The sequence below is a fragment of the Telmatospirillum sp. J64-1 genome (genome assembly GCF_006980715.1).
GTDB lineage: Bacteria > Pseudomonadota > Alphaproteobacteria > Rhodospirillales > Magnetospirillaceae > Oleiliquidispirillum > Oleiliquidispirillum nitrogeniifigens.
The window spans coordinates 83890-107797 of record NZ_SBHN01000021.1 but is presented as its reverse complement, the minus strand read 5'-3'; the positions used below and the strand labels follow the sequence as shown (position 1 = coordinate 107797).

General features: G+C 66.5%; 28 protein-coding genes. 23 read left to right on the top strand and 5 right to left on the bottom strand.

The annotated features are described in order from the left end of the window. Positions 1 to 165: 165 nt before the first annotated feature. The gene (locus tag EPD66_RS18465; protein WP_142849984.1) at positions 166 to 2931 is read right to left on the bottom strand and encodes an ATP-dependent DNA helicase; all 2766 of its coding nucleotides are present in this window, start codon (positions 2929 to 2931) and stop codon (positions 166 to 168) included. Between the two features lie 131 nt (positions 2932 to 3062). Here EPD66_RS18465 and EPD66_RS18460 point away from each other — a divergent pair, with 131 nt between their 5' ends. The 3 genes from EPD66_RS18460 (at position 3063) to EPD66_RS18450 (ending at position 6037) form a co-directional block, all read left to right on the top strand. Further along, positions 3063 to 3686, top strand: coding sequence for an EF-hand domain-containing protein (locus EPD66_RS18460; protein ID WP_142849983.1), 624 nt, complete (start codon positions 3063 to 3065; stop codon positions 3684 to 3686). A 154-nt stretch (positions 3687 to 3840) separates the two neighbouring features. Next, entirely contained in the window at positions 3841 to 5430 is a 1590-nt protein-coding gene (locus EPD66_RS18455) for a lysine--tRNA ligase (protein WP_142849982.1), read from the top strand. Further along, positions 5420 to 6037: a GDSL-type esterase/lipase family protein gene (locus tag EPD66_RS18450; protein ID WP_185961497.1), complete on the top strand. Its 618-nt coding sequence runs from the start codon at positions 5420 to 5422 to the stop codon at positions 6035 to 6037. Before EPD66_RS18455 ends, EPD66_RS18450 begins: the two co-directional genes overlap by 11 nt. Positions 6038 to 6286: 249 nt before the next feature. Here the strand turns inward: EPD66_RS18450 and EPD66_RS18445 are convergent, their stop codons facing one another. Further along, positions 6287 to 6919 (bottom strand): helix-turn-helix transcriptional regulator, encoded by a 633-nt coding sequence (locus tag EPD66_RS18445; RefSeq protein ID WP_142849995.1) that lies wholly within the window; start codon positions 6917 to 6919, stop codon positions 6287 to 6289. Positions 6920 to 7044: 125 nt separating this feature from the next. Here EPD66_RS18445 and EPD66_RS18440 point away from each other — a divergent pair, with 125 nt between their 5' ends. The 6 genes from EPD66_RS18440 to EPD66_RS18415 all read left to right on the top strand — a co-directional run bounded on the left by EPD66_RS18440 (position 7045) and on the right by EPD66_RS18415 (position 10801). Continuing rightward, complete coding sequence (locus EPD66_RS18440; RefSeq protein ID WP_142849980.1) at positions 7045 to 7410, top strand: hypothetical protein; 366 nt, start codon at positions 7045 to 7047, stop codon at positions 7408 to 7410. Continuing rightward, on the top strand, positions 7407 to 7880 hold the full coding sequence (locus EPD66_RS18435) for a hypothetical protein (protein WP_185961496.1): 474 nt from the start codon (positions 7407 to 7409) through the stop codon (positions 7878 to 7880). The genes EPD66_RS18440 and EPD66_RS18435 overlap by 4 nt, the downstream gene beginning before the upstream one ends. Positions 7881 to 7979: 99 nt before the next feature. After that, positions 7980 to 8189: a hypothetical protein gene (locus EPD66_RS18430; protein WP_142849979.1), complete on the top strand. Its 210-nt coding sequence runs from the start codon at positions 7980 to 7982 to the stop codon at positions 8187 to 8189. Between the two features lie 2 nt (positions 8190 to 8191). Further along, a complete protein-coding gene (locus tag EPD66_RS18425) occupies positions 8192 to 9775 on the top strand; it encodes a portal protein (protein ID WP_255448571.1) in 1584 nt (527 codons plus the stop codon). Next, positions 9762 to 10031, top strand: a complete 270-nt coding sequence (locus EPD66_RS18420) for a hypothetical protein (protein WP_142849977.1) — start codon at positions 9762 to 9764, stop codon at positions 10029 to 10031. The genes EPD66_RS18425 and EPD66_RS18420 overlap by 14 nt, the downstream gene beginning before the upstream one ends. A 221-nt stretch (positions 10032 to 10252) precedes the next feature. Then, the gene (locus tag EPD66_RS18415; protein WP_142849976.1) at positions 10253 to 10801 is read left to right on the top strand and encodes a hypothetical protein; all 549 of its coding nucleotides are present in this window, start codon (positions 10253 to 10255) and stop codon (positions 10799 to 10801) included. 88 nt (positions 10802 to 10889) lie between these two features. Here EPD66_RS18415 and EPD66_RS18410 read toward each other — a convergent pair whose 3' ends face one another. Both EPD66_RS18410 and EPD66_RS18405 read right to left on the bottom strand, forming a co-directional pair. Next, a complete protein-coding gene (locus tag EPD66_RS18410) occupies positions 10890 to 11651 on the bottom strand; it encodes an MBL fold metallo-hydrolase (protein ID WP_142849975.1) in 762 nt (253 codons plus the stop codon). A gap of 26 nt (positions 11652 to 11677) precedes the next feature. After that, positions 11678 to 12397 carry a chemotaxis protein gene (locus EPD66_RS18405; protein WP_142849974.1) on the bottom strand — a complete coding sequence of 240 codons (720 nt, stop codon included), beginning with the start codon at positions 12395 to 12397 and terminating at the stop codon, positions 11678 to 11680. A 223-nt stretch (positions 12398 to 12620) separates the two neighbouring features. On the opposite strand from EPD66_RS18405, the gene EPD66_RS18400 reads away from it, so the two are divergent. The 11 genes from EPD66_RS18400 to EPD66_RS18350 all read left to right on the top strand — a co-directional run bounded on the left by EPD66_RS18400 (position 12621) and on the right by EPD66_RS18350 (position 20814). After that, entirely contained in the window at positions 12621 to 13439 is an 819-nt protein-coding gene (locus tag EPD66_RS18400) for a phage capsid protein (RefSeq protein WP_142849973.1), read from the top strand. A 38-nt stretch (positions 13440 to 13477) separates the two neighbouring features. Then, complete coding sequence (locus EPD66_RS18395; RefSeq protein ID WP_142849972.1) at positions 13478 to 13747, top strand: hypothetical protein; 270 nt, start codon at positions 13478 to 13480, stop codon at positions 13745 to 13747. A gap of 217 nt (positions 13748 to 13964) precedes the next feature. Further along, positions 13965 to 14534: a hypothetical protein gene (locus EPD66_RS18390; protein ID WP_142849971.1), complete on the top strand. Its 570-nt coding sequence runs from the start codon at positions 13965 to 13967 to the stop codon at positions 14532 to 14534. After that, positions 14531 to 16447: a hypothetical protein gene (locus EPD66_RS18385; RefSeq protein ID WP_142849970.1), complete on the top strand. Its 1917-nt coding sequence runs from the start codon at positions 14531 to 14533 to the stop codon at positions 16445 to 16447. The genes EPD66_RS18390 and EPD66_RS18385 overlap by 4 nt, the downstream gene beginning before the upstream one ends. Then, positions 16447 to 16866: a hypothetical protein gene (locus EPD66_RS18380; protein WP_142849969.1), complete on the top strand. Its 420-nt coding sequence runs from the start codon at positions 16447 to 16449 to the stop codon at positions 16864 to 16866. The genes EPD66_RS18385 and EPD66_RS18380 overlap by 1 nt, the downstream gene beginning before the upstream one ends. 9 nt (positions 16867 to 16875) lie before the next feature. After that, positions 16876 to 17178: a hypothetical protein gene (locus tag EPD66_RS18375; RefSeq protein ID WP_142849968.1), complete on the top strand. Its 303-nt coding sequence runs from the start codon at positions 16876 to 16878 to the stop codon at positions 17176 to 17178. After that, on the top strand, positions 17175 to 18653 hold the full coding sequence (gene terL, locus EPD66_RS18370) for a phage terminase large subunit (protein WP_142849967.1): 1479 nt from the start codon (positions 17175 to 17177) through the stop codon (positions 18651 to 18653). Before EPD66_RS18375 ends, terL begins: the two co-directional genes overlap by 4 nt. Before the next feature lie 34 nt (positions 18654 to 18687). Then, positions 18688 to 18993 carry a hypothetical protein gene (locus tag EPD66_RS18365; RefSeq protein ID WP_142849966.1) on the top strand — a complete coding sequence of 102 codons (306 nt, stop codon included), beginning with the start codon at positions 18688 to 18690 and terminating at the stop codon, positions 18991 to 18993. Further along, positions 18990 to 19439 (top strand): cell wall hydrolase, encoded by a 450-nt coding sequence (locus EPD66_RS18360; protein ID WP_255448570.1) that lies wholly within the window; start codon positions 18990 to 18992, stop codon positions 19437 to 19439. The genes EPD66_RS18365 and EPD66_RS18360 overlap by 4 nt, the downstream gene beginning before the upstream one ends. A 5-nt stretch (positions 19440 to 19444) precedes the next feature. After that, positions 19445 to 19924, top strand: a complete 480-nt coding sequence (locus EPD66_RS18355; protein WP_142849965.1) for a 3TM-type holin — start codon at positions 19445 to 19447, stop codon at positions 19922 to 19924. Positions 19925 to 19938: 14 nt separating this feature from the next. Then, complete coding sequence (locus tag EPD66_RS18350; RefSeq protein WP_142849964.1) at positions 19939 to 20814, top strand: peptidoglycan-binding domain-containing protein; 876 nt, start codon at positions 19939 to 19941, stop codon at positions 20812 to 20814. On the opposite strand, the gene EPD66_RS18345 is transcribed toward EPD66_RS18350, so the two are convergent. Beyond that, entirely contained in the window at positions 20809 to 21363 is a 555-nt protein-coding gene (locus tag EPD66_RS18345; protein WP_142849963.1) for a tetratricopeptide repeat protein, read from the bottom strand. The genes EPD66_RS18350 and EPD66_RS18345 overlap by 6 nt on opposite strands. 121 nt (positions 21364 to 21484) lie before the next feature. Between EPD66_RS18345 and EPD66_RS18340 the strand changes: the two genes are divergently transcribed. From EPD66_RS18340 to EPD66_RS18330, 3 genes are read left to right on the top strand one after another with little or no spacing between them, the layout of a single operon-like run. Next, entirely contained in the window at positions 21485 to 21859 is a 375-nt protein-coding gene (locus EPD66_RS18340; RefSeq protein ID WP_255448569.1) for a DUF952 domain-containing protein, read from the top strand. Continuing rightward, positions 21825 to 22919, top strand: coding sequence for a quinone-dependent dihydroorotate dehydrogenase (locus tag EPD66_RS18335; protein ID WP_142849962.1), 1095 nt, complete (start codon positions 21825 to 21827; stop codon positions 22917 to 22919). Before EPD66_RS18340 ends, EPD66_RS18335 begins: the two co-directional genes overlap by 35 nt. A gap of 11 nt (positions 22920 to 22930) precedes the next feature. Beyond that, the gene (locus EPD66_RS18330; protein WP_255448568.1) at positions 22931 to 23800 is read left to right on the top strand and encodes a TIGR01459 family HAD-type hydrolase; all 870 of its coding nucleotides are present in this window, start codon (positions 22931 to 22933) and stop codon (positions 23798 to 23800) included. Positions 23801 to 23908: the final 108 nt, after the last annotated feature.

Genomic DNA, 23908 nt, shown 5'->3' with positions numbered 1-23908 from the left:
CAAAACGTAGACCGCCGCCAGAGATCAAGCTCTGGCGGCGGTTTTGTTAAGGGCAAAGCAGCCTCGATTTGCCACCTAAAAGGCCGATCCTCCCCCGCGCAAAGGTCTCCAGGGTGAGGAGCCCCGCAGGGTCGTCTCGAAGCATGAAGAGGCGCAGCCTCCCCGTCATTCCTCCCGCCCGAGGAAGGCTTTCGTTTCGGCGACGGCCTCGGCCAGCCCGACCCGGCGCACCTGGACGCCTTCGGGGAAGGCGCCCATCAGGCGCGTGGGCATCATGGGGTCGAGCAGGACGAAGACGCCCGCATCGCCCGCCCGGCGGACCAGCCGCCCGAAGGCCTGTTTCAGGCGCAGGCGGGTGATCATGTCGTCATAGGCCTTGCCGCCGAAGGCCGCGCGGCGGGCCTTGTGCAGGATGTCGGGGCGGGGCCAGGGAACGCGGTCGAAGACGATCAGGCGCAAGGAACGGCCTGGCACGTCCACGCCGTCGCGCACTGCGTCGGTGCCCAGCAGGCAGGCATTTTCCTCGGCGCGGAAGATGTCCACCATGGTCGAGACGTCCATGTTGTCCACATGCTGGGCATAGAGCGGCAGGCCCGCATCGTCGAGCGGGGCACTGATCCGGCCATGGACGGCGCGCAGCCGCGAGATCGCGGTGAAAAGCCCCAGACCGCCGCCGCCGGAAGCCAGGAAAAGCTCGCGATAGGCCGCCGCGACCTGGGCCATGTCGTCCTTGCGCACATCCGCGACGACGAAGACGCGGGTCGTGCTGGGATAGTCGAAGGGCGAGGGGACGGTGGCGCGCAGGGCCGGGACGGGCAGGTGGCTGGCGCCGCTGCGGCGTTCGGCGGCCCACCAGTCGCGTTCCACATCGCCCGAACCGTCGCGGAGCGTGGCCGAGGTGACGAGCAGGCCGTGGGCGGGTTCGCAGACGGCCTGGGCGAAGGGGCGGGTGGGGTCGACCCAGTGGCGGTGCATCCCCATGTCGGCGTCCCGCCCGCCGATGCGTTCGACGCTGAACCAGTCCACGAAGTCCTCGTTCGCCGTGCCGGTGACATGGCCGAGCATGGCGCGCCAGCCCTTCAGGGGAATGATGGCGCGGCGTTCGATGGAGCGGCAGACGCCTTCGATGCGCTGGCGGGTGGCGCTGTCCAGTTCCGAGGCCTCGTCGTCGAGCAGGTCCGTCAGGCTGCGCCCCAGGGTGAACAGCGGCTGGACGAGGCGGTTCAGCGCTTCGTCCAGTTCCAGCGCGGCTTCCTCCAAGCCGGGAATGGGCGGCTGGACGTCGGTCTCGATACTGTAGGGGCCGTCCTGGCTGGGCGCGCGGGCATAGACCTGCTGGCGTACCAGGGCGAGGAAACGCTCGGCCGGTCCGACGGGATCGCCCTCGGTGACGCGCAGATGCCAGGACGGGCCGGGCAGGCAGCGCGCGGCATGCAGGGCGGCGTCCAGGGCCTCGGCGGCTTCGTCGGAATGGCCGACGATATCCTCGGCCCGGCGCTTCAGGCCGCGGGCGCGGGAACGCGAGCCGTCGCCTTCCGCACCCAGCAGCCAGCGGCGCAATTCGGCGGTCTCGGCGCCGGTGAGATGGGCCGAGAAGGCGCTGTCGGCGGCGTCGAAGACGTGGTGGCCTTCATCGAAGACATAGCGGGTGGGGGTGGTGGCATCGTCCAGCCCGCCCAGCGCCGCCTGGACCATGACCAGGGCATGGTTGGCGACCACGATCTCGGCCCGGCGGGCGCGGCGCACCGCGCGCTCGATGAAGCATTTGGTGTAATGGGGACAGGCGGAATAGATGCATTCGCCGCGCCGGTCGGCGAGCCCCAGGCTGCGCGCCCGGCCCAGCAGATCGGGCAGCCAGCCGGGCAGGTCGCCGCCGGTGAGGTCGCCATCCCGCGTCGCCAGCGTCCAGCGCGCCATCAGCCCCAGCGCGACGGCATCCTGGCCGCGATTGCGCATCACCGCTTCTTCGTAATTCAGCAGGCAGAGATAATTCTCGCGGCCCTTGCGGATGACCACCTTGCGCGCCTTCTCGGCGGCATCGGGAAACAGGCGGTCGAGTTCGGCATCGAGCTGGCGCTGAAGGTTGCGGGTATAGGTGCTGATCCAGACCGGGGCGCCGTTCTTTTCCGCCCACAGGCTGGCCGGGGCGACATAGCCCAGCGTCTTGCCGGTGCCGGTTCCGGCCTCGGCCAGCACCATGTTGGGCGCGCCCGCCGCATCGCGGGGGGCGAAGGCGGCCGCCACGGCGGAGGCGTAATCGGCCTGCTGGGGGCGCTGCTCGGCCGCATGGCCCAGGATCTCGGACAGGCGGCGGCGGGCCTCGGCGGGATCGACGGGGATGTTGCCGGCCGGCGGCTCGGGGGCATGTTCCGACCATTCCGGCAGGCGTTCCCAGACCTTCAGCGCGGCATTGCCCTTGGTATTGCCCTCCACGCCCAGCGCCGCCAGCACCGACGGCCCCCAGGACCAGTCGGCCCGTGCCATGGTCCAGGCAATGCCGCGCACATCGTTGCGGCGCGGGGCACTCATCAATGTCTGGGACCGGGCCAGTTCCTCGAGCAGCAGGCGGGTGATGTCGAACAGGCTTTCCGCCTCGGCCTCGTGACCCGGGGCGACACTGATCCCCATGGCCTCGGCCAGACCGCGCGGGGTGGGCAGGCAGAAGCTGGCCGGGCGGACGAAGGCGAAGAGTTCGAGCAGGTCGAAGGCCGGAAAGGGCGTGGTGTCCAGCCGTGCCGTGACGGCAGGGGCGTGGACCAGCAGGGGGGGCTCCAGCGTCACGCGCGCAAAGGCTTCTTTCGGGGAAAGCTCTTCGATCTCGCCGTCCGTGGTGATGAGCACGGCCCGCCGTGCCGCCACCACCAAAGCAGGAGCGTGGGGAAGGAGGATGCGGCTGGTCTGCGAAGGCGACGGGGCAGGGGGCTGGGTCATGGCGGCGCAGTATAGAGATGCTGTGGCCGCGCCGGAAGAACTAGACTTCTTCGTACGGATTTGGCCGTTTTTGCAGGGGCAAAAGATCGCCTCCTCCTTAGATATATAGGAAAGTCTGTACGGAGGTTTCCATGCGTGTTGTGCCGATTGCCGCGGTTCTGTTGATGGCGGCCTTGCCGTTCGGGGTCCAGGCGCAGGAACGGTCGCCGCAGCAGGGCGGGATCGAGCCTTCGGTCCCCTATGCGCGTGGCGGCGACGGATTGCTCGAACCCTCGGGCCAGGGACAGGTCGCCTTGCGCCATTTCAATCGCATCGATGCTGCCGGGAACGGCTATATCACCTTGGGTGATCTGACCAATACCGGCGTCGGCGCGACCATGTTCCTGCTGCTCGACCGCAATGGCGACGGGCAGTTGACCTTCCAGGAATTCGCGCCGCATGGGGGCGAGACTGCCTTGTCCTATTTCCAGGCCTGGGACCTCAACGGAGACGAGGTGCTGACCATGGAGGAATTCCCGGTCAATCTGCCGCCCGGGACGATGGCGATCTGGGACCGGACCGGCAACGGCCAGATCGCGCTCACCGAATTGCGTCCCGAATTCGCCGCGCCGCGTACGGTGGAACGGCGCGACCGCCCGTCCCCCGCCCCGGTCCAGGATACCGCCCGCCGCGCTCCCGCCCAGCCCTGCCAGGTGATGGTGCCGTCCAATGGTGGGTCGCTGCCGGTGCCGGTGGCAAGGCGGGATTGCCGGTAATTCTTGCGAAGCCCCGCGCAAAGCCCGTGCGGGGCCTTTCCTGGCGGGCGGAACGGGGGACGGATGCGGCCTTCAGCCCTGAGCGCTAGTTGACGCCGGAGGGCGCGGCGAATAGGGTTGCCGCTTTCCCGCATCCTATAGGATTCGTGTTCCCATGTCCGATCTTCGCGACCTTGCCCGTACCTCTTCCGCTTGGCCCTTCCAGGAAGCCCGTCAGTTGCTGGATGAGCGGTTGAAAGGCGAGAAACCGGAGAAAGGCTATGTGCTGTTCGAGACGGGCTACGGCCCGTCCGGCCTGCCGCATATCGGCACCTTCGGCGAAGTGGTGCGCACGACCATGGTGCGGCGCGCCTTCGAGTTGCTGGCGCCCGATATCCCGACGCGCATGTTCTGCTTCTCGGACGACATGGACGGGCTGCGCAAGGTGCCGGACAACATCCCCAACAAGGATCTGGTGGCCCAGCATCTGGGCAAGCCGCTGACCCAGGTGCCCGATCCTTTCGGCACCCATGAAAGCTTCGGCCATCACAACAATGCCCGGCTGCGCGCCTTCCTCGACAGCTTCGGCTTCGACTACGAGTTCAAGAGCGCGACCGAGGTCTACAAGTCCGGCGGCTTCGACCAGGCGGCGCTGCGCATCCTGGAATGCTATGACGAGATCATGGCGGTGATGCTGCCGACCCTGGGCGAGGAGCGCCAGCAGACTTACAGCCCCTTCCTGCCGGTCTGCGCCAAGACCGGGCGGGTGCTGCAGGTGCCGGTGGTCGAGCGCAAGCTGGATGCGGGCACCATCGTCTATCGCGACGAGGACGGCAGCCTAGTCGAGACGCCGGTCACCGGCGGCCATGTGAAGCTGCAATGGAAGGCCGACTGGGCCATGCGCTGGTATGCCCTGGGCGTGGATTACGAGATGTCCGGCAAGGACCTGATCCCCTCGGTCCAGCTGTCGGGCAAGATCTGCCGCATCCTGGGCGGCACGCCGCCGCAGAACTTGTCCTACGAACTGTTCTTGGACGACCAGGGCCAGAAGATTTCCAAGTCCAAGGGCAACGGCCTGTCGGTCGAGGACTGGCTGCGCTATGCCCCGCCGGAAAGCTTGGCGCTGTTCATGTATCAGCAGCCCAAGCGCGCCAAGCGGCTGTATTTCGACGTCATCCCGCGCAATGTGGACGACTGGCTGACCTATATCGAGAAGTTCCCGAACCAGGAGCCGAAGGACCAGCTCAACAACCCGGCCTGGCACATCCATAACGGCAAGCCGCCGCGCGAGGAAGCCCATCTCAGCTTCTCGATCCTGCTGAACCTGGTCAGCGTCTGCCATACCGAGGACAAGGCGGTGCTGTGGCATTTCATCAGCCGCTACGCCCCCGGCGCGACGCCCGAGAAGGCGCCGATTCTGGACAAGCTGGTGGGCTATGCCATCGCCTATTACCGGGATTTCGTGCGGCCCAACAAGAAGTACCGCAAGGCCACCGAGATGGAGGTCGCCGCCCTGGCCGATCTCGCCGGGGAATTGGAGAACTTCTCGGGCGAGGCGACGGCGGAAGCCCTGCAGGACATCGTTTTCGAAGTCGGCAAGCGCCATCCCTTCGAGGACCTGAAGACCTGGTTCAAGACCCTCTACGAGGTGCTGCTGGGCCAGGAGCAGGGGCCGCGCATGGGGTCGTTCATCGCCCTGTACGGGGTGAACGAGACCATCGACCTGCTGAAGCGGGCGATTGCCGGCGAAGACCTTGCCGCCTGAGGACATCCGCGTCTGCTTCCTGGGCGATTCCTATGTCCTGGGCGTGGGCGACGAGGAAAATCTGGGCTGGGTGGGGCGCGTCTGCGCCGCTACCCGCTCGCGCGGCGTCGACCTGACCGGCTATAACCTGGGCATTCGCGGCGAGACCACCCGCCAATTGCTGCGCCGCTGCGAAGGCGAGATCGGCCTGCGCCTGGCCGGGCCGTGGCGCAAGGCGGTGGTCTTCAGCTTCGGCGTCAACGATACCCGCCAGGAGGAGAGTGGCCATCAGCCCATCTCGCATGGCGAAAGCCTGGACAATACCCGGCAGATATTGCGCCGCGTCCAGCGCGAGACCACCGTCCTGATGGTCGGCCCGCCGCCCGTTCCCGATGCTTTCCGCGACCATCGTGTCGCGGCGCTGTCGGCGGGATATGGCGAGGTCTGCCGCAGCCTGGACATTCCTTTTCTGGATGTCCATACCCCTTTATCTCAAGCCCCGAGCTGGCTGCGCGAGGCGCGGGAGGATGACGGCTTTCATCCTCGGCGTTTCGGCTATGGCGAGTTCGCGGGAATCGTCTGCGGCTGGACGGCATGGCGTCAGCTGACCGGCGGAAGCCGGATGTAAGAAGAGGCGGTTTCCTTGGGTTTTGCCCGGACCATCGTTCTCTTCGAAGACTTCCGGCCCGTCTCGCCCTTCGAGATGCCGCTTCGCGGCTCCTCAGGGTGAGGCTAATTTCCTTTATATTTCAAAAAGACAAACCTCATGCTGAGGAGCCCCGCAGGGGCGTCTCGAAGCATGAATAAGCGCTCAAGAGATGGGACTATAATCCGGAATCGCTGTGGAGAATAAAATCCTCGGACAGCGCCTTGCGCCTTACTGGCTCGCCCAGATGATGCGGGCGATCCACTCCACCTCTTCGGCGGCGAAGCTGCGGTCGGGGTGTTCGCTGTTGAGCGATTGCAGTTCGACCCGCTTGGCGGTGCGGCGCAGGAGCTGCTTGGCCATTACCTCGCCCTCGCGGGTGCGCAGCACCACACGGTCGCCCCTGCGCAGCGAGGCGGCGGGCGAAACGATGATGATGTCGCCGTCGCGATAGACCGGCTCCATGGAATTGCCTGCGATCTCCAGGGCATAGGCATGGGGGTCGGCGACATCGGGCAGGGGGATTTCATCCCAGCCCTGGCCGACGGGATAGCCGGCATCGTCGAAGAAACCCCGGTCACCGGCCTGGGCCAGGCCGATCAGCGGCACCGTGCGGTGCGGCCTCTGCCCCGGTTCCACGCCGATGAAGGAAACGAAGACGGGGAAGGTGGTGCCGGTGGCGTCCAGGATCTTGGCGATGCTCTCGGTGCTGGGCCAGCGGGCCTTGCCTTCACGGGTGACGCGCTTGCTGCGGTTGAAGGTGGTGGGGTCGAGCCCGGCCCTTCGGGCCAGACCGGAAGCGGTCAGCCCGTTCTCTTGGGCCAGCCGGTCGATGGCTGCCCAGATTTCCCCGTGTTTGAGCATCATGGGAACATTGTCTTCCATTCCGGCGCAAGGCGCACTAGGAACAAAGTCATTTTCTGTTGACCGTCACCTTGCGGTTGTGGCAATAAATTGTTCTTCATTTGTTCACATTCGCGGGGGTGCCGATGTCCCAGGAACGCCGTTTTCCGCCCCGGTTCAGCGATCGCCCGGCGGAGCCCTTCGCCAGCGCCGAAGAGGCTTGGCTGTGGTATGCGCGCTGCCAGATCGCCCGGCTGGAGGGCGCGCGCTACACCGCCGATGCCGGGAATGTGGGACGCCCCTGCGAACCGGACGACATCTACCGCGCCGTCGACGGCCTCTATCGTCGCAACATGCTGGACCGGGGGCATCTGGGGGTGCTGGGCCGTTTCGGCAGCCGCCAGTCGCCGCCCGATCCCTGGGCGGGAGACGAGGAAACGGCCGCGCGGCTGTGGGGCGAGGCGTTGGACCGGCTGGCGACCGTGCTGCGCGGCAAGGGGATCGTGCAATGAACACGTCCTGGTGCCGGGCGCTGGTGGTGTTTTCCGGCGAGACGGGGCTGGTCTGGCTGCGCTGGCTGCGGCCCGGCTTCCGCCATTGCTTCCTGCTGCTGGAGGACGAGTCGGGATGGCTGGCCTATGAGCCGCTGGTCCATCGCACGGAAATCCTGCGTCTGGACATCCCGCCCGCCTTCGACCTGCGGCGCTGGTACGAGGAGCGCGGGCATGTGGTGGTGGAAACCCGTCTGTTCCCGGCGGATTCGCGCCGCCCGAGGCTGGGGATCTATAGCTGCGTCGAGGCGGTTAAGAGGGTGCTGGGCATCCAGGCGCCCCTGGTGCTGACGCCCTGGCAGCTCTATCGCCATCTTTGCGCCGCCACTGCCGATTGTACCGGGGGAGGAAGGAAAGCAGGGTGTGAAGCTCTTTTCTCCTCAATAATAGGAAAAAAATCATTGACTCACGAGGGCGGGGCTGATAGATAGGAGACATCAACGCCAGATTTGCGTCCGCAACCCGCCGGAGGGGTTTCCCCCGGCGGGTTTTTCTTTGTCCGGCGGACCAGAGTGAGGAGACGCGTGTTCATGGGCTCTGTTTTCAGAACGCCGAAGCCGTCGGCGCCGGTCGTCGTCGCGCCGCCCCCCGCCGATACCAGCCAGGAGGAAGAGCGTCAGCGCCGCCTGGAGGAAATGGCCCGCCGCCGACGCGGGCGGCTGTCCACCATCGCCACCTCGGCGCGCGGCGTGACCGATCCGCTGGCCCCGCTGGGCGGCAAGAACCTGCTGGGAGAATGAGCATGGTGATTTCGCCCGATGATGGCGGCCGGGGCGAGGGGGATGCCGGGCCGCGCCTGCTGGCCCGCTACCGCCGCGCCAAGCAGCGCCGCGCGACCTGGGAAAGCCATTGGCAGGAATGCTACGACTATGCCCTGCCGCTTCGCGACGGCGTGTTGCGCAATTCCACTCCCGGCGAGAAGAAGGCGGACCGCCTGTTCGACGGCACCGCGCCCGATGCGGTGGACCAGCTGGCGGCAAGCCTGCTGGCCGAACTGACGCCGCCCTGGGCGCAATGGTTCGGCCTGACGCCCGGTCCCGACCTGACGCCGGCAGAGCGCCAGATGGTGGCCGAGCCGCTGGAGAAGGCGGCGCTGATCCTGCAATCCCATTTCGACCGCTCGAATTTCGCCGTCGAAATGCATCAATGCTATCTGGACGTGGTCACCGCCGGTACCGCCTGCCTGCTGTTCGAGGAAGCGCCGCCGGGCGAGGCCAGCGCCTTCCGCTTCACCGCCGTGCCGCTGGCCCAGGTGGTGCTGGAGGAAGACAATGACGGCCGGTTGGGCGTGACCTACCGGCGCAGCGAATACGACCTGGAGGGACTGAAGGCCCGCTTTCCCGATGCCGCCTTGTCGCCCGAGATCCTGCGCCGTGGCGCCGAGGAGCCGGATTTCCGCCTGCCCGTGGTCGAGGCGGTGATTCCCGAGGGCGGCTTTTATGTCTGGCGCGCCGTGCTGGAGGCCGAGGACGAGGGAAAGGTGCTGGCAGAGGGCCGCTTCGCCCAGCCGCCCTTCATCAATTTTCGCTGGCTGAAGGCCCCCGGCGAGGCCTATGGACGCTCGCCGGTGATGAAGGCGCTGCCCGACATCAAGACCGCCAACAAGGTGGTGGAACTGGTGCTGAAGAACGCCACCATCGCCGTTACCGGCATCTGGCAGGCCGATGACGACGGCGTGCTGAATCCGGCCAATGTCAAGCTGCTGCCCGGCACCATCATCCCCAAGGCGGTGGGCTCGGCGGGGCTGAAGCCGCTGGAGGCGCCGGGGCGTTTCGACGTGTCGCAGCTGGTGCTCGACGACCTGCGCGCCCGCATCCGCCATGCCTTGCTGGTGGACCGGCTGGGGCAGGTGACGGCGCCGCGCATGACGGCGACCGAGGTGCTGGAACGCGCCGCCGAGATGGCCCGCGTGCTGGGGGCGACCTATGGCCGCCTGCAATCGGAATTGCTCACCCCGCTGGTCATGCGCGCCATCGCCATTCTGCGCCGCCGGGGCGAAATTCCCGATATCGCCGTCGATGGCCGCCTGGTCGAGCTGCAATACCGCTCGCCCCTGGCCCGCCAGCAGGCCCAGCGCGATGCGCAGAACACCCTGTCCTGGCTGAGCGCCGTCGCGGCCATGGGGCCGGAAGGCCAGTCCGCCGTCGATATCCCCGCCGCGGCCCGCTGGCTGGGCCGGGCATTCGGCGTGCCCGAAGAGGTCATCCGCATGGCGCCCGATCCGGCCCTGGATGTCCCGGGCGGACTGACGCCCGAGGCGGTGGAGGAGGGCCTCGCCGCCCTGGCCGGGATGGTCGAGGAGGAGATCCTGCATGCGACGGAATGACACCGGCTGGGACTGGTTCTCCGCCCCCGCCGCTCCCGACGACGGCCCGCAGGCCGTCGCCCCCGGCGATATCGAGTCCGTCTTCGCCCGCTGCTTCGCCGGAACGGATGGCGAGCGCACCCTGGCCCATCTGCGGGCCATGACCCTGGACCGTTGCCTGGGCCCCGATGCCAGCGACGCCGCCTTGCGGCACCTGGAAGGCCAGAGGCACTTGGCCGCCCATATCATCGCCCTCGTCCAGCGGGGGCGGGGCTAGGGGATCCGCAAAGAGCCTGGGCCCTTGGAACCCACTGATTTCTCGTCATTCCCGCGAAAGCGGGAATCCATGCCGCCGCAGCGTCTTTCTGGGTCGAGATGGACTCCCGCTTTCGCGGGAGTGACGGAACAAGAAATGGGATCAAAGGGGCCGCGCCCCTTTACGGGTTTGGGCGGAGCACAAGGGAAAGCCTTCGGAAATTGGACAAAGGAGAGACTGTCATGGATGAGAACGAGACGTCCCAGCCGCAGGAAGAGAATGCAGTGCCGGAGCCGCAAGCCGCCGCGCCGCGCGCGGAATGGCTGGAGCCGGACCCGGAGGTGGAGCGGCGCCTGCAGGAGGCGGGATTCTCGCCGGAACAGGCGCAGCTGGTCTATGACCTGGCCGAGGAATATCTGGGGCCGGTGGTCGGCGAGATGCGGGCGCGGGCGGAAGGCGAGCAGCATCGCCAGCGTCTGGTCGAGCATTTCGGCGGCGAGGCCAAGTGGAATGAGACGGTGCGTCAGATCCGCAGCTGGGCGCGGGCCAACCTGCCCGATCCGGTGGTGGATGCCCTGGCCGTCAGCTATGACGGCGTGATGACCCTGCACAAGCTGATGCAGGCGGGCGGAGAGCCGTCTCTGGGCCGGACCGGAGCGCCGCGCGAGGAGGCGCTGAGCGAGGCGGAACTGAAGCAGGCCATGAAGGACCCGCGCTATTGGCGGGATCGCGACCCGGCGGTCATCGCCCGGATCGAAGCGGGGTTCAAGCGCCTCTATCCGGGGAAGTAGTCCGGGACGTGCCCGGGAATCCGGGATTTTCCCCAAGAAGGACCCCCGCTTGCGCGGGGGTGACGGCATGGGAACGGGTGCGGCGGCCTTAGCGGCCCCGACGCATGGCGGCAAGGCCGGAGCCGATGTCGAGCGCGCTGAACCATTCGAGGAAGCGTTTCACATCGTCGCCGCGGAAGATCAGGCCATGCTGGGGAGCCAGCACGTCGATTTCCAGGCGCGACACCATGTCGATCCAGGCATCGCGGGCGCGGGCCGAGCCCATCCAGCGCTTGTGGAAGGCTTCCATGAACTGGACGTGGCTGCTGAAGTCGTGGACGAACAGGCTGTCGCGGCGCGATTGCGGCGGCACCAGGGCGGCGCCGACATCGCCCGAGAACAGCACCTTCGCCGCCGGGTCGTAGACATGGTAATTGCCCGGCGAATGCAGGTAATGGGCGGGCAGGATGCGCAGCCGGGCATCGCCCATCGTGACGTCCATGCCTTCGTCGGGAATCTTTTCCAGACGGGCGTCGCGGTCGAAATGGCTGACGAAACCGGCCCACATCCAGGGCACGTAGACCTTCATGTCGCCGGGGCAGACCTGGCGCCACAGGGGCAGGGACGAACAGACGTCGGGGTCCTGGTGCGAGAAGAAGACGTGCTTGATCTGGTCGATCCGCACTTCGCGGGTCAGGGCGGCCATCATGGGTGGGAAGACTTCCATCCCGCCCGGGTCTAGCAGCATGACCGAATTGCCGGACACGACAACGACCTGATTGGTGTCGATCACATTGTCCGGGCGGCTGGGGTCCTGGCCGAAGGCCAGCCAACGATAGTCCTCGCGGTGGAACAGCGTGGTACACTTCATGGAAAAAACGTCCCCGGAATAGTCGGTCAGGCGGAGAGGGCGCCGAAGCCCATGCGCTGAAGCTGGTGCCCCTTGTTGGCGGCATCGGCCACGGATTGGCCCGCGGCTTCGATCATGTGGCGCAGGTCTTCGACATAAGTGCGCATGGTGTCGGCAACGGTGCGGAATTCCTTTTCATGGACGCCCGCCGCCGCCGCTTCGATGGCGATATTGGTGGCGATGCTGTCGGACTGGGCCACCACTTCGGCGACCACGCGGGTGCGCGAGGCGAGGCGTTCGACGCTGCCGTTCATCTCGCTCAGCGTTTCGGCGAGATAGGTGATGGTCTGGCGCCGCGCCTTTTCGACCGCTTCCCGGCCCGATTGATAATACTCGCCCTGGGTCTCGGCCACGGCGCGGGCGGTGCTTTCCAGCAGGCGCAGGCGGTAGAGTTCGCGCAAGGTGGCGGCGCTTTGGCCATAGGTGGTGGCTTCGAGGCGCGACATCTCGCTCTGGATATGGGCCAGGCGGTTGACCAGTTCGCGGGTGTATTGGGTCAGCGCCCGCACGGCGCGCCCCTTCTCGCCCGCGCGCCCGGCCGCCAGTTCCGCATTCAGGGACAGGATGCGCAGGTTTTCCGCCAGTTCCGGCAATTCTCCGAAGGCATGGAAGGCCCCAAGGCAATCGGCAAAAAGCGCTCCCGCCGCCACTTCGATTCGACCGGCGGTCGCCGAAGCCTGCCTCTTGCTGATGGTCGTCTCTGTCATCGCTTCACCGCTTGACTCACCTGTGGCCCCGGTCGGGGCCGGGCGGTGATCATAGGAACTTTCGGCGGGGAGGGCAGCAGATTTTTGCATTCCTCCTCAACCTTCGGCTTATCCCGAAGGGGTGGGAGCCCCCGGCGTCTCCTGCCCTCCTTCCTCTCCGGCCGCGCCGCAGCCCCTGCGGCAGCGGCCTTTTTCGCATTCAACCACAGGAAAGAGAGCCAGCATGTCGACGAGCATCGACCAGTCCTTCATCAAGCATTTCCAGGCCGACGTTCACCTCGCCTACCAGCAGACGGGGTCGAAGCTGCGCAACACGGTGCGTTCGAAGAACAACGTCATCGGCGCCTCGACCACCTTCCAGAAGGTCGGCAAGGGCACCGCCAGCACCAAGTCGCGCCACGGCAAGGTGCCCGTCATGAACCTCGACCACAGCCCGGTGGAGTGCCAGCTTTACGATTATTATGCCGGCGACTGGATCGACCGGCTGGACGAGATCAAGACCAACCACGACGAACGCGCCGTGGTGGTCAAGGCCGGAGCCTATGCGCTGGGCCGCAAGACCGACGAGTTGATCATCAACCAGCTCGACACCTCCACCAATTACGCGGGCGCGGCCACGGACGGCCTGACCAAGGCCAAGATCCTGACCGCCTTCGAGATGCTGGGCGACGCCGACGTGCCCGATGACGGCGAACGCTATGCCGTGGTCGGCTGGAAGCAATGGTCCGAGCTGATGCAGATCGAGGAATTCGCCAATGCCGATTATGTCGGCGAGGACGATCTGCCCTGGAAGGGCAGCCAGGCCAAGCGTTGGCTGGGCACCCTGTTCATGCCCCATTCCGGCCTGACCAAGAGCGGCGGCGTGCGCCATTGCTATTGGTACCACAAGACCGCCCTGGGCCATGCTTCGGGCGCCGATGTGCAGTCGGATATCAGCTGGCACGGCGACCGCGCCAGCCATTTCGTCAACAACATGATGTCGCAAGGCGCGGTGCTGATCGACCCGGCGGGCGTGGTCGCCCTGCGCTGCCTGGAAGCCTGATTTGCCAAGGAATTCTGAGAACAAAAGGAGATCGAGCAATGGCTTACAAGAGCCGGGATCTGAGCGTGTTGGCCTATGCCAACGGCTTCACCCTGTGGCATTACACCACCACCGACAGCGCCGATGCCGTCGATGCCAGCGGCTATTTCAACGAGGCCGCCGACATGCTGCGCGCGGGCGACCTGATCATGGCCAATACCGCCACGGCAACGGCGCCGGGCATCGGCCTGCTGGTGGTCTCGGCCAATGCGGGCGGCGTGGTCGACGTGGCCGATATGAGCGTCATCGGCGCCACCAACAGCCGCTGAGTCCGTGAAGACAGGGCGCCGCCCTGCACCCGCCAGGAGCCTCGGGCCCCTGGACCTCCTTCCTTCTATTCGTCATGCCTGTCGCTGCGCCTTCCGGGGCCGACATGGCCTCCCGCTGTCGCGGGAGTGACGAGAAAGGGAAAGGGGGCCAAGGGCCGAGGTCCTTGGCGGGTTTGGGCGGAGCCCAAAAGAACCTTCAGACTTCTTGGAGACCTCCATGGCCTTGTCGAGCATCGCCCTTTGCGCGCGGGCGCTTCTGAAGATCGGCGCCGGCACCATCACGTCCTTCGGCGAGGGGACCGCCGAGGCCGAGATCGCCGCCAATCTCTATCCCTCCACCCGGGATGCGCTGCTGTCTTCCCATCCCTGGCGCTTCGCCACCGCCCTGACCAGCCTGGCGCGGCTGGCGGCACCGCCTTTGGCCGATTTCCGGAACGCCTTCCAGTTGCCGCCCGATTTCCTGCGCGCCCTGTCGGCGGGGATCGGCGGGCGCGGGCAGGGGTTGAGCTATCGCCTGGCCGAGCAACGCCTGCATTGCAATGCCGATGCGGTGGTCCTGACTTATCTGTTCCGCCCCAAGGAAGAGGATTTCCCGCCATTCTTCAGCCAAGCGCTGATCACCCGGCTGGCGGCCGAATTCTGCATTCCGCTGACCGAGAGCACGGCGCGGGCGGAGATGCTGCACAAGCTGGCCGAGGAGGAATTGCGTCGCGCCCGGCTGGTGGATTCCCAGCAGGACGAACCGGCGCGGCTGAATTCCTTTCCGCTGGTCGAGGTGCGGTCATGAGTCGCGTCGATCAGGTCAAGACCAACTTCACCGCTGGCGAACTGGCGCCGGAGATGCTGGGGCGGGCCGATCTGCGCGCCTGGCAGAATGGGGCGCAGCGCCTGCGCAACGTCTTCATCCATCCCACCGGCGGCGTCACCCGCCGTTCCGGCTTGCGCTACATCCATACCGCCAAGGGGCCGGGGCGGCTGATCGCCTTCGAATTCAATACCGAACAGACCTATCTGCTGGTGCTGACCGAGGGCAAGGCGGAGGTGCTGGCGGGCGGTGCGGTTCGGGCCGAGTTCGATACGCCCTGGTCGGCGGCGCAGCTGGGCCAGATTAACTGGACGCAGAGCGCCGACACGCTGCTGGTGGTCCATCCGCAGGTCCCGCCGCAGAAGATCACCCGCACCTCGCATAGCGACTGGAGCATCCTTCCCTGGCAATTTGCCGCCAGGGACGGGGTAAGCCACCAGCCTTTCCACAAATTCGCCGCAGAAGAGGCGACGCTGACTCCGGCCGCGACGACGGGCAGTTTCAAGGTCGAGGCCTCGGCGGATGTCTTCACCGAGGCGATGGTGGGGACGCGGCTGCGGATCGGCGGCAAGCAGGTGGTCATCGACAGCCTGCTCTCCGCGCGCGAGGCCATGGTGACGGCCCAGGAAGAATTGTCCGGCACCGAGGCGACAACGGATTGGGAGGAACAGGCCTTTTCCGAGCGGCGGGGCTGGCCGGTTTCCGTGTGCTTCCATCAGGACCGGCTGGTGATCGGCGGCTCCCATTCCCTGCCCAACCGGCTGTGGCTGTCGAAATCGGCCGATCTGTTCAATTTCGACCAGGGCACGGGGCTGGATGACGAAGCCATCGAGTTCCCCATTCTCTCGGATCAGGTCAACGCCATCCGCGCCGTCTTTTCCGGGCGCCACCTGCAGGTCTTCACCTCGGGGGCGGAATGGACGGTCAGCGGCGAGCCCCTGACGCCGATGAATCTGCAATTGCGCCGCCAGACGCGGGTCGGCTCGCCCTTGGACCGCACGGTGCCGCCTTGCGACGTGGACGGCGCGACGATCTTCGTCTCGCGGGCGGGCGGGGAGTTGCGGGAATTCCTCTATACCGATGTCGAGCAGGCCTATCAGGCGACCGACCTGTCCATGCTGGCGCGTCATTTGATGCTGCGCCCCGTCGAGATCGATTACGACGCCCCCAGCCGCCTGCTGCATGTGGTGCGCGAGGACGGGGCGATCGCCACCGTCACCAATTACCGCGCAGAGGCGGTGACCGCCTGGAGCCTGCTTCAGACCGATGGCGGCGTGCGTTCCATCGCCTGCCTGGCGGAAGAGGTCTATCTGCTGGTCGAACGGGTGGGGCGCTATGGCCTGCCGGTTTTCCTGGTCGAGCGTTTCGAGGCCGCGCTGAACACCGATTCCGCCCTGACCGGCCGCGTCGCCGTGCCGACCGACCGCTGGCAGGGGCTGGAGCATCTGGAAGGGCGGCGGGTGCGGGTGGTCGGCGACGGCTCGGACATGGGCGAGGCGGTGGTCTCGGGCGGCGCCATCACCCTGGACCAGCCGGTGCGGGAGGTCGAGATCGGCCTGCCCTTCCGCCACGAGGTCTGGCCCCTGCCGCCCGCCGTCGAGTCCGCCGGGGGGCCGGGCCGTCCCACCCAGCTTCGGCTGGTCCAGGTGGTCTTCCGCCTGCTCGAAACCTCGGCCCTGACCGTCGATACCGGGCGCGGCGCGACCGAACTGCCGCTGCGTCGCATGGGCGAGGAAGGGCTGCTGGACGGGCCGTTGCCGCGCATCACCGGCGACGTGCCCGTCCGTGCCCTGGGCTGGCAGCGCCAGGCCGTGGCGCCCTTGTGGCGTGTCGGCCAGGACACGCCCTTGCCCTGCACCATCCTGTCCGTGACAACCCAGATGAAGGTGAGCTGATGGCCCAAGTCGCGATCGCAGCGGCCACCATGGCCCTGCAACTCCAGCAGCAGCAACAGCAGGTGAAGGCCCAGAACCGCGCCGTCCAGGCGCAGCAGGACGCCCAGATGCAGCAGATCGAGGCGCAGCGCCAAGCCGACAGCAAGGCCCGGATGCAGGCCCTGGCCGCTGAGACGGCGCGTCAGCGGGCCCGTTTCGGCGCCATGGGGATCGGCTCGGATAGCGGCTCTTCCTACAACGTCCTGCGCAGCCTGCTCGAAGAGGCCGAGGAGGAAGAGGAACTGGCCGCCCAGGGCTTTTCCCAGGCTGCCCGGCGGTCGCAGACCCAGGCGGCCCTGGCCCGCCAGCGCAACCTGCTGGACCTGTCCCAGGCGCGCGAGCGGGGGCTGATGAGCCTGACCGGCGGCCTGATGCGCTGAGGTCCCGCCATGACCGCCGATCTGGAAGGGCTGAAGGCCCATCTGCGCCCGCATCTCGCCCGGCGCCTCGAACAGGCCGCCGCCAGCTATGACGATTTCGCCGCCCAGGAGGCCCCTTTGGACGCCAAGGGCTTCGCCGCCCATCACGCCGCCTGCCGTGCGGCCCTGGCCCATCTCGACCTGCTGGTCAAGCTGGCCCGCTGGGCCGCCCTTTCCGGCGGCGAGGCGGCCGGGGGCGGCGGGGAGAGTGAGGCCGAAAGCCTGCTGGCCCAGGCCCGCGCCGCCCTCGATCTGGAAGAAGAGGAGCCATGACCGCGCCGAGCTTTGCCGAATTCCTGTGGGTCTGGAACCGGACCCAGAACCTGACCACCCCCCGCCATCACCGCCGTATCGCCCGCTGGCTCGAGGAGAGCTGGCGCGCGGGGCGGCGGGACTTGCTGCTGATGGCGTTCCGCAGCAGCGGCAAGTCCACCATCGTCGGCCTGTTCTGCGCCTGGCTGCTGCTATGCATCCCGGATCTGCGCATCATGGTTCTGGCCGCCGATTTCGCCCTGGCCAAGAAGATGGTGCGCAACGTCAAGCGCGTGATCGAGCGCCATCCTTTGACCAAGGCACTGAAACCGGCGCGGCGGGATCATTGGGCGTCGGACCAGTTCACCGTCAACCGCCCCAGCGAATTGCGCGATCCCTCGATGCTGGCGAAAGGCATCGGCGCCAATGTCACCGGCTCGCGCGCCGATGTGGTGATCTGCGACGACGTGGAAGTGCCCAATACCTGCGACACCGCGCCCAAGCGCGCGGACCTGCGGGCGCGGCTGGGCGAGATCGAGTATGTGCTGGTGCCGGGCGGTTTGCAGCTCTATGTCGGCACGCCGCACAGCTTCTATACCCTCTATGCCCGAGAGGCGCGGCTGGAGGCGGGCGAGGAACGTCCCTTCCTCGACGGTTTCGAGCGGCTGGAACTGCCGCTTCTGGGGCCGGACGGGCGCAGCGCATGGCCCGAGCGCTTTCCCGATGCGCGCATCGAAGCGATCCGACGCCGCACCGGGCCGAACAAGTTCGACAGCCAGATGATGCTGCGTCCGGTCAATATCGCCGAAGGGCGGCTGGACCCCGACCGGCTGAGGCTCTACGACGCCGAACTGGATTACCGCGAAGGCAATGGCCGCCCGGTGATGTTCCTCGACGGGCGGAGGCTGGTCTCGGCCTCCTGCTGGTGGGACCCGGCCTATGGCGCGCCGGGCAAGGGCGATTCCAGCGTCATCGCCGCGCTGTTCACCGACCAGGACGGCGGCTATTGGCTGCATCGCATCCGCTATCTCGCCCACGACCCGGCCCTGGCGGAGGACGAGGCGACCCAGCTCTGCCGCCAGGTCGCCGCTTTCCTGCGCGAGTTCCACCTGCCCGCCGTGACGGTGGAAACCAACGGCATCGGGCGCTTCCTGCCCGGCCTGCTGCGCCGCGAACTGGCCGCGACGGCCACCCCCTGTACGGTGATCGAGGCGCATTCGAGACAGGCCAAGGACCTGCGCATCATCAAGGCCTTCGACGCCCCCTTGGCGGCCAATGCCATCGCCGCCCATCGCAGCGTCTGGGCCACGCCCTTCATCGGCGAGATGCGCGAATGGCAGCCGGGCGGCAAATGCCGCGATGACGGGCTGGACGCCGTCTCCGGCTGCCTGTTGTCCGAACCCGTCCGCCTGAACCGCGTCGCGGTGACGGCGGCCCGCAAGGACTGGCGGCCGGGCGGTGGCGTGCTGAGGGCGGAAACGGAATTCGACCTCTGACCAATTTGTTCACGTTTTGTATGGGAGGCATGACATGCAAGGTCATTGGAGTCTCGACCTGATGTGGTGGATCACCGCCGTCGAGCTGCCGGCCCTGGCCGGTCTGTTCTGGATGAACTGGCGCGGCCGCCAGGACCAGGACAAGGCCATGGAGGAAACCCGCCGTTTCGCCGAAAGCGGCCTGAACAAGACCCGCGAGGCGTTGGCCGCCTACAAGCTGGAAGTGGCGCAGAGCTATCCCTCGATGGCTTACCTCAAGGATGTCGAACGGCGCCTGACCGAACATCTGGTGCGTATCGAATCCAAGCTGGACGCGGCGGGCGCCGGGGGGCGGGCATGACGATGCAGATGCTTCCCCCTTTTTCCGCCGAAAACGGCCGCGAGATCGACATCCTGGCCCGCACCCTTTGGGGCGAGGCGCGCGGCGAATCTGTGCGCGGCAAGGAGGCCGTGGCCGCTGTGGTGCTGAACCGCGTGGCCCGCGCCCAGCGCCGGGGCGGCTATTGGTGGGGCCGGACGGTCAGCGAGGTCTGCCTGAAGGCCTGGCAATTCTCCTGCTGGAACGCCAACGACCCCAACCGCCCCAAGCTGGAGGCGGTGGGCGAGGAAAACGCCCAGTTCCGCACCTGCCTGCGCATCGCCACCCGTGCCGTGCATGGCGGGCTGGAAGACCCGACCCGGGGCGCGACCCATTACCACGCCAAATCGGTCTCTCCCGCCTGGGCGCGCGGCAAGGCCCCCTGCGCCGAGATCGGCAATCACTTTTTCTATAACGACGTGGAGTAACGCCCATGATCCCGGTCCTTCTGGCCCAGATCGGCCTGCCCCTGCTGCTGAAATTCGTGGGTGGCGCGCTTGCGGGGATCGACAATCCGACGGCCAAGGGGGCCGCCGAGGCGGTCAGGGAGGTGCAGGCGGCGCTGGACAGGAAGGACATCACGCCCGCCCAACTGGCCGAGGCCAACCGCCATCTGGAGCGCCTCACCGAACTGGACAGCACCGTCTTGGCCGAGATCAACGCCACCTTCCGCACGGAACTGGGGGTGAACGACCCTTACGTCCGGCGCTGGCGCCCCACCTTCGGCTATGCCATGGCCCTGACCTGGACGGTGACCATGACCGCCATCGCCTGGGCCATCATCGCCGATCCCGCCCAGGCGCCTTCCATCATCACAGCCCTGGTCAATACCTCGCCCATCTGGGGCATCGCCCTGGGCGTGCTGGGCATTTCCGTGGTCAAGCGCAGCCAGGACAAGACGCTGCTGAAATAGGAGGAGCAGAGATCATGAGTGACGCATCCAATGGCTTCCGCCTGCGCAGGACCATCGGCACCTCCTATAATGTCGAGCCTGACGATGTTCTGGCGGCCAAGAATGCCTTGACCCGGCTGGGGCACTACCAGCCGCTGGAATGGGGGCTGACGCCTTGGCCGGACAATGACATGTTCAAGGCCATCAAGGATTTTCAGAAAAAGCAGGGCCTCAAGGTCGATGGGCTGATGCGCCCCGGCGGCCCCACGGAAGAGAAGATCGCTAGAGTCTTGTCCTCGCCCATGCCGCCGGTCTCGGCCGAGGCGCGGGAGGCATCGGGAAAGACACTTGTTTCGGCGATGGCCGCACAGCAGGACGGAAGCTCGAAGATCTCGATGCCGATGCCGCCCCGTCCTTTGAGTCCTGATGATCCTGACGAGAAATTAGGCGCGGAATTCAAGATACCGCCTTCGGTCTTGGCTGGGGCTGGAAAAGTTGGGGAAGTGACGCTCGAATCCATGCGCAGCCTGCGTGACGCGCCTTCGGAAGAGAAGAAGAAGGCATGGGATGCGGCTTGGCAGGCGGCGCAAGGACTGGAAAAAGAAGCGCCGGAAATGGCCAAGGCCGTGAAGCAGAAGCTGATCGATTACCGGACCAATCCCGATTGGGCGCCGGAACTGATGTCGGATGCGGAACTCGCCGCCGCGCTTGGTCATCAGGGCGTTGGGGACAGCATCACGGTCGGCGGAGCGCTTTCCGGAGCCGCCGGCATAAAGGGGCCTCAAATTACGCGCCAGATGGGAATCGTCGGCTCGGTGGCTTCCGGGATGGCCGGAATGGGGGAATTGGGACTGAGGAAATGGCAGGGGTTTCGGAGAGAGGATGAGAGGAAACGCCGAAGAAATTTATAGCCCCGAACAAGGGACGGCGCCTGTAAAGACAAAGAAAATATGACTGATAACAGGAATATAGGGCATGCGCAGGATGGTTATGGGGGAGTCTGTCTGTGGGTTCCAGGATTTGGCATATTCCTCCATTTTCTTCCGTTGGAATTCTGGAAGCTGTGCTGCGGCCTGATCCAGTGTTCTGATCGACTCCTCGTATCCGTTTTTCGCCGATTCCAGAAGCCATAAATAGTGCAGCCCTTTATCAGGCCAGACGGGGGCGCCGATTTTGTAGAAACTGGCGATATACCATTGGGCGCGGGCATCGCCTGCCCGGGCCGCTTTTTCCATCCATTCCACGGCCAGGCATTGATCGCTCGGGACGTTCCCGTTTCCGAAAATGTAGGTATAGCCGATCAATTGTTGTGCAGGCGGATAGCCTGCTTCCGCCAGGGGCCAAAGCAGTTGAAGCGCCTGCTCATAATGAAGGTTGCTGTACAGTTCCCTCGCCTCTGCAAAGACCTGTGCCTGCGCGTCCTCGTCTCCCCACGCGGGGGGAGCGAAAAGCAGGAACAAGACAGCAATGACAATCCTTGGTTTCATAGTTTCACATTAGCGCCCCTTGAGCGTGAGGGGAAGCCGTCCCGCCTTATCCTCCCCCTGTATTTTTTCCCCCGCTTGGGCTAGGGTCCGCGCCATGGCAGAAGCGGATCGCAGAGAGCGGCAAGCGCCGCGACTCATCTATCACATGTGCCGGCGCGAGGAGTGGCAGGCTGCCGCGCGCGCGGGCGTCTATAACGGCTCGTCCCAGGACACCGAGGGATTCATCCATTTCTCGACGGAAGAGCAGATCGCTGGCAGCGCGGCCAAGCACCGCGCCGGGCAGGGGGATCTGGTTCTGCTGACGGTGGATGCCAACGACCTGGGCGAGGCTTTGCGCTGGGAAGAGGCGCGTGGCGGCCAGTTGTTTCCCCATCTCTATGGACCCTTGCCCATCGAGATGGTGACGGCGGTGGAGGATCTGCCGCTGGACGAGGATGGACGCCACGTCTTCCCCTTCGACGTGGAGTAACCTGGCGGTGGATTATTTTCGACTGGCCGGCCCGCTGGTGCGGATGCTGGATCCCGAGGCCGCTCACGGCCTGACCTTGCGTGCCCTGAAGATGGGCCTGGTGCCCGGCCAGCCGAAAGGGGACGACCCGGTCCTGGCGCAGCGCCTGTGGGGGCGCGATTTCGCCAATCCGGTGGGCTTGGCCGCCGGTTTCGACAAGAATGCCGAAGTGCCGGATGCCATGTTGGCCCAGGGCTTCGGCTTCGTCGAGATCGGCTCGGTGACGCCCCGGCCCCAGCCCGGCAACCCCAAGCCGCGCCTGTTCCGCCTGAGCGAGGACGGGGCGGTGCTCAACCGTATGGGCTTCAACAATGAAGGCCTGGATGCGGTGGCCGCGCGGCTGAAGGCGCGCAAGCGGGTGGGCATCGTCGGGGCCAATCTGGGCAAGAACAAGGAAACCGAGGACGCCGCCTCGGATTACGAAAAGGGCGTTGCCGCCCTGGCGCCCCTGGCCGATTACATCGTCGTCAATGTCTCTTCGCCCAACACGCCCGGCCTGCGGGCCTTGCAGGGCCGCGAGCCGCTGGCCGAACTGATCGGCCGGGTGCGGCGCGCCCTGGACGCGGCGGTGCGCGAGAACACGCCGCCGCTGCTGCTGAAGATCGCCCCCGACCTGACCGAGGAAGACAAGCGCGACATCGCCCAGGTGGCGCTGGAAGGCCGTCTGGACGGCATGATCGTCAGCAACACCACCATCACCCGCCCCAATGTTTCCTCGCCTTTGGCCAAGGAGACGGGGGGCTTGAGCGGCAGGCCGCTCTTCGCCCTGTCCACCCAGGTGCTGGGCGACATGTACCGCCTGACCGACGGGCGCTTGACCATGGTCGGGGTCGGGGGCATCTCTTCGGGGGCCGAGGCTTATGCCAAGATCCGCGCAGGCGCCAGCCTGGTGCAGCTCTATTCCGCCCTGGTCTATGCCGGGCCGGGCCTGGTGACGCGCATCAAGGCCGAACTGGCCCAGGCCCTGAAACGCGATGGCTTCGAGACGATTTCCCAGGCCATCGGCGCCGATCATCGCTGAAGGATAGCAAGGTGACCATTCCCGTTCTGAACGGCCTGTCGGCCGTCGCCCGCGACTATGACGGCTTCATCCTCGATTTGTGGGGGGTGATCCATGACGGCGCCAAGCCCTATCCGGGCGCGCCGGAAACCCTGTTGGCGCTGAAGCAGGCGGGCAAGAAGGTTGTGCTGCTGTCCAACGCGCCCCGGCGCGGCTATGCGCTGACGGCGGCCATGGAGGCGATGGGCATTCCGCGTTCCTCCTACGACGATGTCATGTCCTCGGGCGAGGCGGTGCATATGGAACTGATCCGCCGCCGCGATCCCTTCTTCGCCGGGCTGGGCCAGCGCTGCCACCATATCGGCCCGGAGCGCGACAGGAGCATCTTCGACGGCCTGGACCTGCAGCAGGTGGACGTGGAAAGTGCGGACTTCCTGCTCAATACCGGCCCCTGGGGGCTGGAGGACACGGTCGAGGATTACATGCCGGTGATGCGCCGGGGCATCGCGCGCAAGCTGCCGATGATCTGCGCCAATCCCGACCTCGTGGTGATCCGCGAGGGGCGGCGCGTCATCTGCGCCGGTGCCCTGGCGAAGGCCTATGAGGATATGGGCGGGGACGTCGTCTGGCGCGGCAAGCCCGATCCGGCGATCTATGACCTGTGCCTGGAAATGCTGGGGATCGAGGATCGCTCGCGCATCCTGGCGGTGGGCGATGCCTTCCATACCGATATCGCCGGGGCCAACGCGTCCGGCATCGATTCCCTGCTGGTCACCGGCGGCATCCATGGCGAGGAACTGGGCGTCACCTTCGGCCAGATGGTCGAGCCCGTCCGCCTCTGCGAAGCCGCCGCCCGCCACGGCCAGACGCCGACCGGCGCCCTGCCTGCCTTCGTCTGGTAGGGGGGCGGGGGCGGAGGGCTTGCGTGAGCACCCTTTGGCCCGCCTTCACCTTTCGAGACGGCCGCTTCGCGGCCTCCTCAAGATGAGGCTATTTCAATAACTTGATAA

Bases quoted from the DNA above. Each gene is read 5' to 3' on its own strand.
- EPD66_RS18410 (WP_142849975.1), bottom strand. From the start codon at position 11,651: ATGAAGTGTACCACGCTGTTCCACCGCGAGGACTATCGTTGGCTGGCC.
- EPD66_RS18435 (WP_185961496.1), top strand. From the start codon at position 7,407: ATGAACACGTCCTGGTGCCGGGCGCTGGTGGTGTTTTCCGGCGAGACG.
- EPD66_RS18400 (WP_142849973.1), top strand. From the start codon at position 12,621: ATGTCGACGAGCATCGACCAGTCCTTCATCAAGCATTTCCAGGCCGAC.
- EPD66_RS18430 (WP_142849979.1), top strand. From the start codon at position 7,980: ATGGGCTCTGTTTTCAGAACGCCGAAGCCGTCGGCGCCGGTCGTCGTC.
- EPD66_RS18355 (WP_142849965.1), top strand. From the start codon at position 19,445: ATGATCCCGGTCCTTCTGGCCCAGATCGGCCTGCCCCTGCTGCTGAAA.
- EPD66_RS18460 (WP_142849983.1), top strand. From the start codon at position 3,063: ATGCGTGTTGTGCCGATTGCCGCGGTTCTGTTGATGGCGGCCTTGCCG.
- EPD66_RS18390 (WP_142849971.1), top strand. From the start codon at position 13,965: ATGGCCTTGTCGAGCATCGCCCTTTGCGCGCGGGCGCTTCTGAAGATC.
- EPD66_RS18440 (WP_142849980.1), top strand. From the start codon at position 7,045: ATGTCCCAGGAACGCCGTTTTCCGCCCCGGTTCAGCGATCGCCCGGCG.
- EPD66_RS18335 (WP_142849962.1), top strand. From the start codon at position 21,825: ATGGACGCCACGTCTTCCCCTTCGACGTGGAGTAACCTGGCGGTGGAT.
- EPD66_RS18340 (WP_255448569.1), top strand. From the start codon at position 21,485: ATGGCAGAAGCGGATCGCAGAGAGCGGCAAGCGCCGCGACTCATCTAT.
- EPD66_RS18380 (WP_142849969.1), top strand. From the start codon at position 16,447: ATGGCCCAAGTCGCGATCGCAGCGGCCACCATGGCCCTGCAACTCCAG.
- EPD66_RS18455 (WP_142849982.1), top strand. From the start codon at position 3,841: ATGTCCGATCTTCGCGACCTTGCCCGTACCTCTTCCGCTTGGCCCTTC.
- EPD66_RS18375 (WP_142849968.1), top strand. From the start codon at position 16,876: ATGACCGCCGATCTGGAAGGGCTGAAGGCCCATCTGCGCCCGCATCTC.
- EPD66_RS18425 (WP_255448571.1), top strand. From the start codon at position 8,192: ATGGTGATTTCGCCCGATGATGGCGGCCGGGGCGAGGGGGATGCCGGG.
- EPD66_RS18365 (WP_142849966.1), top strand. From the start codon at position 18,688: ATGCAAGGTCATTGGAGTCTCGACCTGATGTGGTGGATCACCGCCGTC.
- EPD66_RS18350 (WP_142849964.1), top strand. From the start codon at position 19,939: ATGAGTGACGCATCCAATGGCTTCCGCCTGCGCAGGACCATCGGCACC.
- EPD66_RS18415 (WP_142849976.1), top strand. From the start codon at position 10,253: ATGGATGAGAACGAGACGTCCCAGCCGCAGGAAGAGAATGCAGTGCCG.
- EPD66_RS18405 (WP_142849974.1), bottom strand. From the start codon at position 12,397: ATGACAGAGACGACCATCAGCAAGAGGCAGGCTTCGGCGACCGCCGGT.
- terL (WP_142849967.1), top strand. From the start codon at position 17,175: ATGACCGCGCCGAGCTTTGCCGAATTCCTGTGGGTCTGGAACCGGACC.
- EPD66_RS18385 (WP_142849970.1), top strand. From the start codon at position 14,531: ATGAGTCGCGTCGATCAGGTCAAGACCAACTTCACCGCTGGCGAACTG.
- EPD66_RS18465 (WP_142849984.1), bottom strand. From the start codon at position 2,931: ATGACCCAGCCCCCTGCCCCGTCGCCTTCGCAGACCAGCCGCATCCTC.
- EPD66_RS18420 (WP_142849977.1), top strand. From the start codon at position 9,762: ATGCGACGGAATGACACCGGCTGGGACTGGTTCTCCGCCCCCGCCGCT.
- EPD66_RS18360 (WP_255448570.1), top strand. From the start codon at position 18,990: ATGACGATGCAGATGCTTCCCCCTTTTTCCGCCGAAAACGGCCGCGAG.
- EPD66_RS18395 (WP_142849972.1), top strand. From the start codon at position 13,478: ATGGCTTACAAGAGCCGGGATCTGAGCGTGTTGGCCTATGCCAACGGC.
- EPD66_RS18445 (WP_142849995.1), bottom strand. From the start codon at position 6,919: ATGCTCAAACACGGGGAAATCTGGGCAGCCATCGACCGGCTGGCCCAA.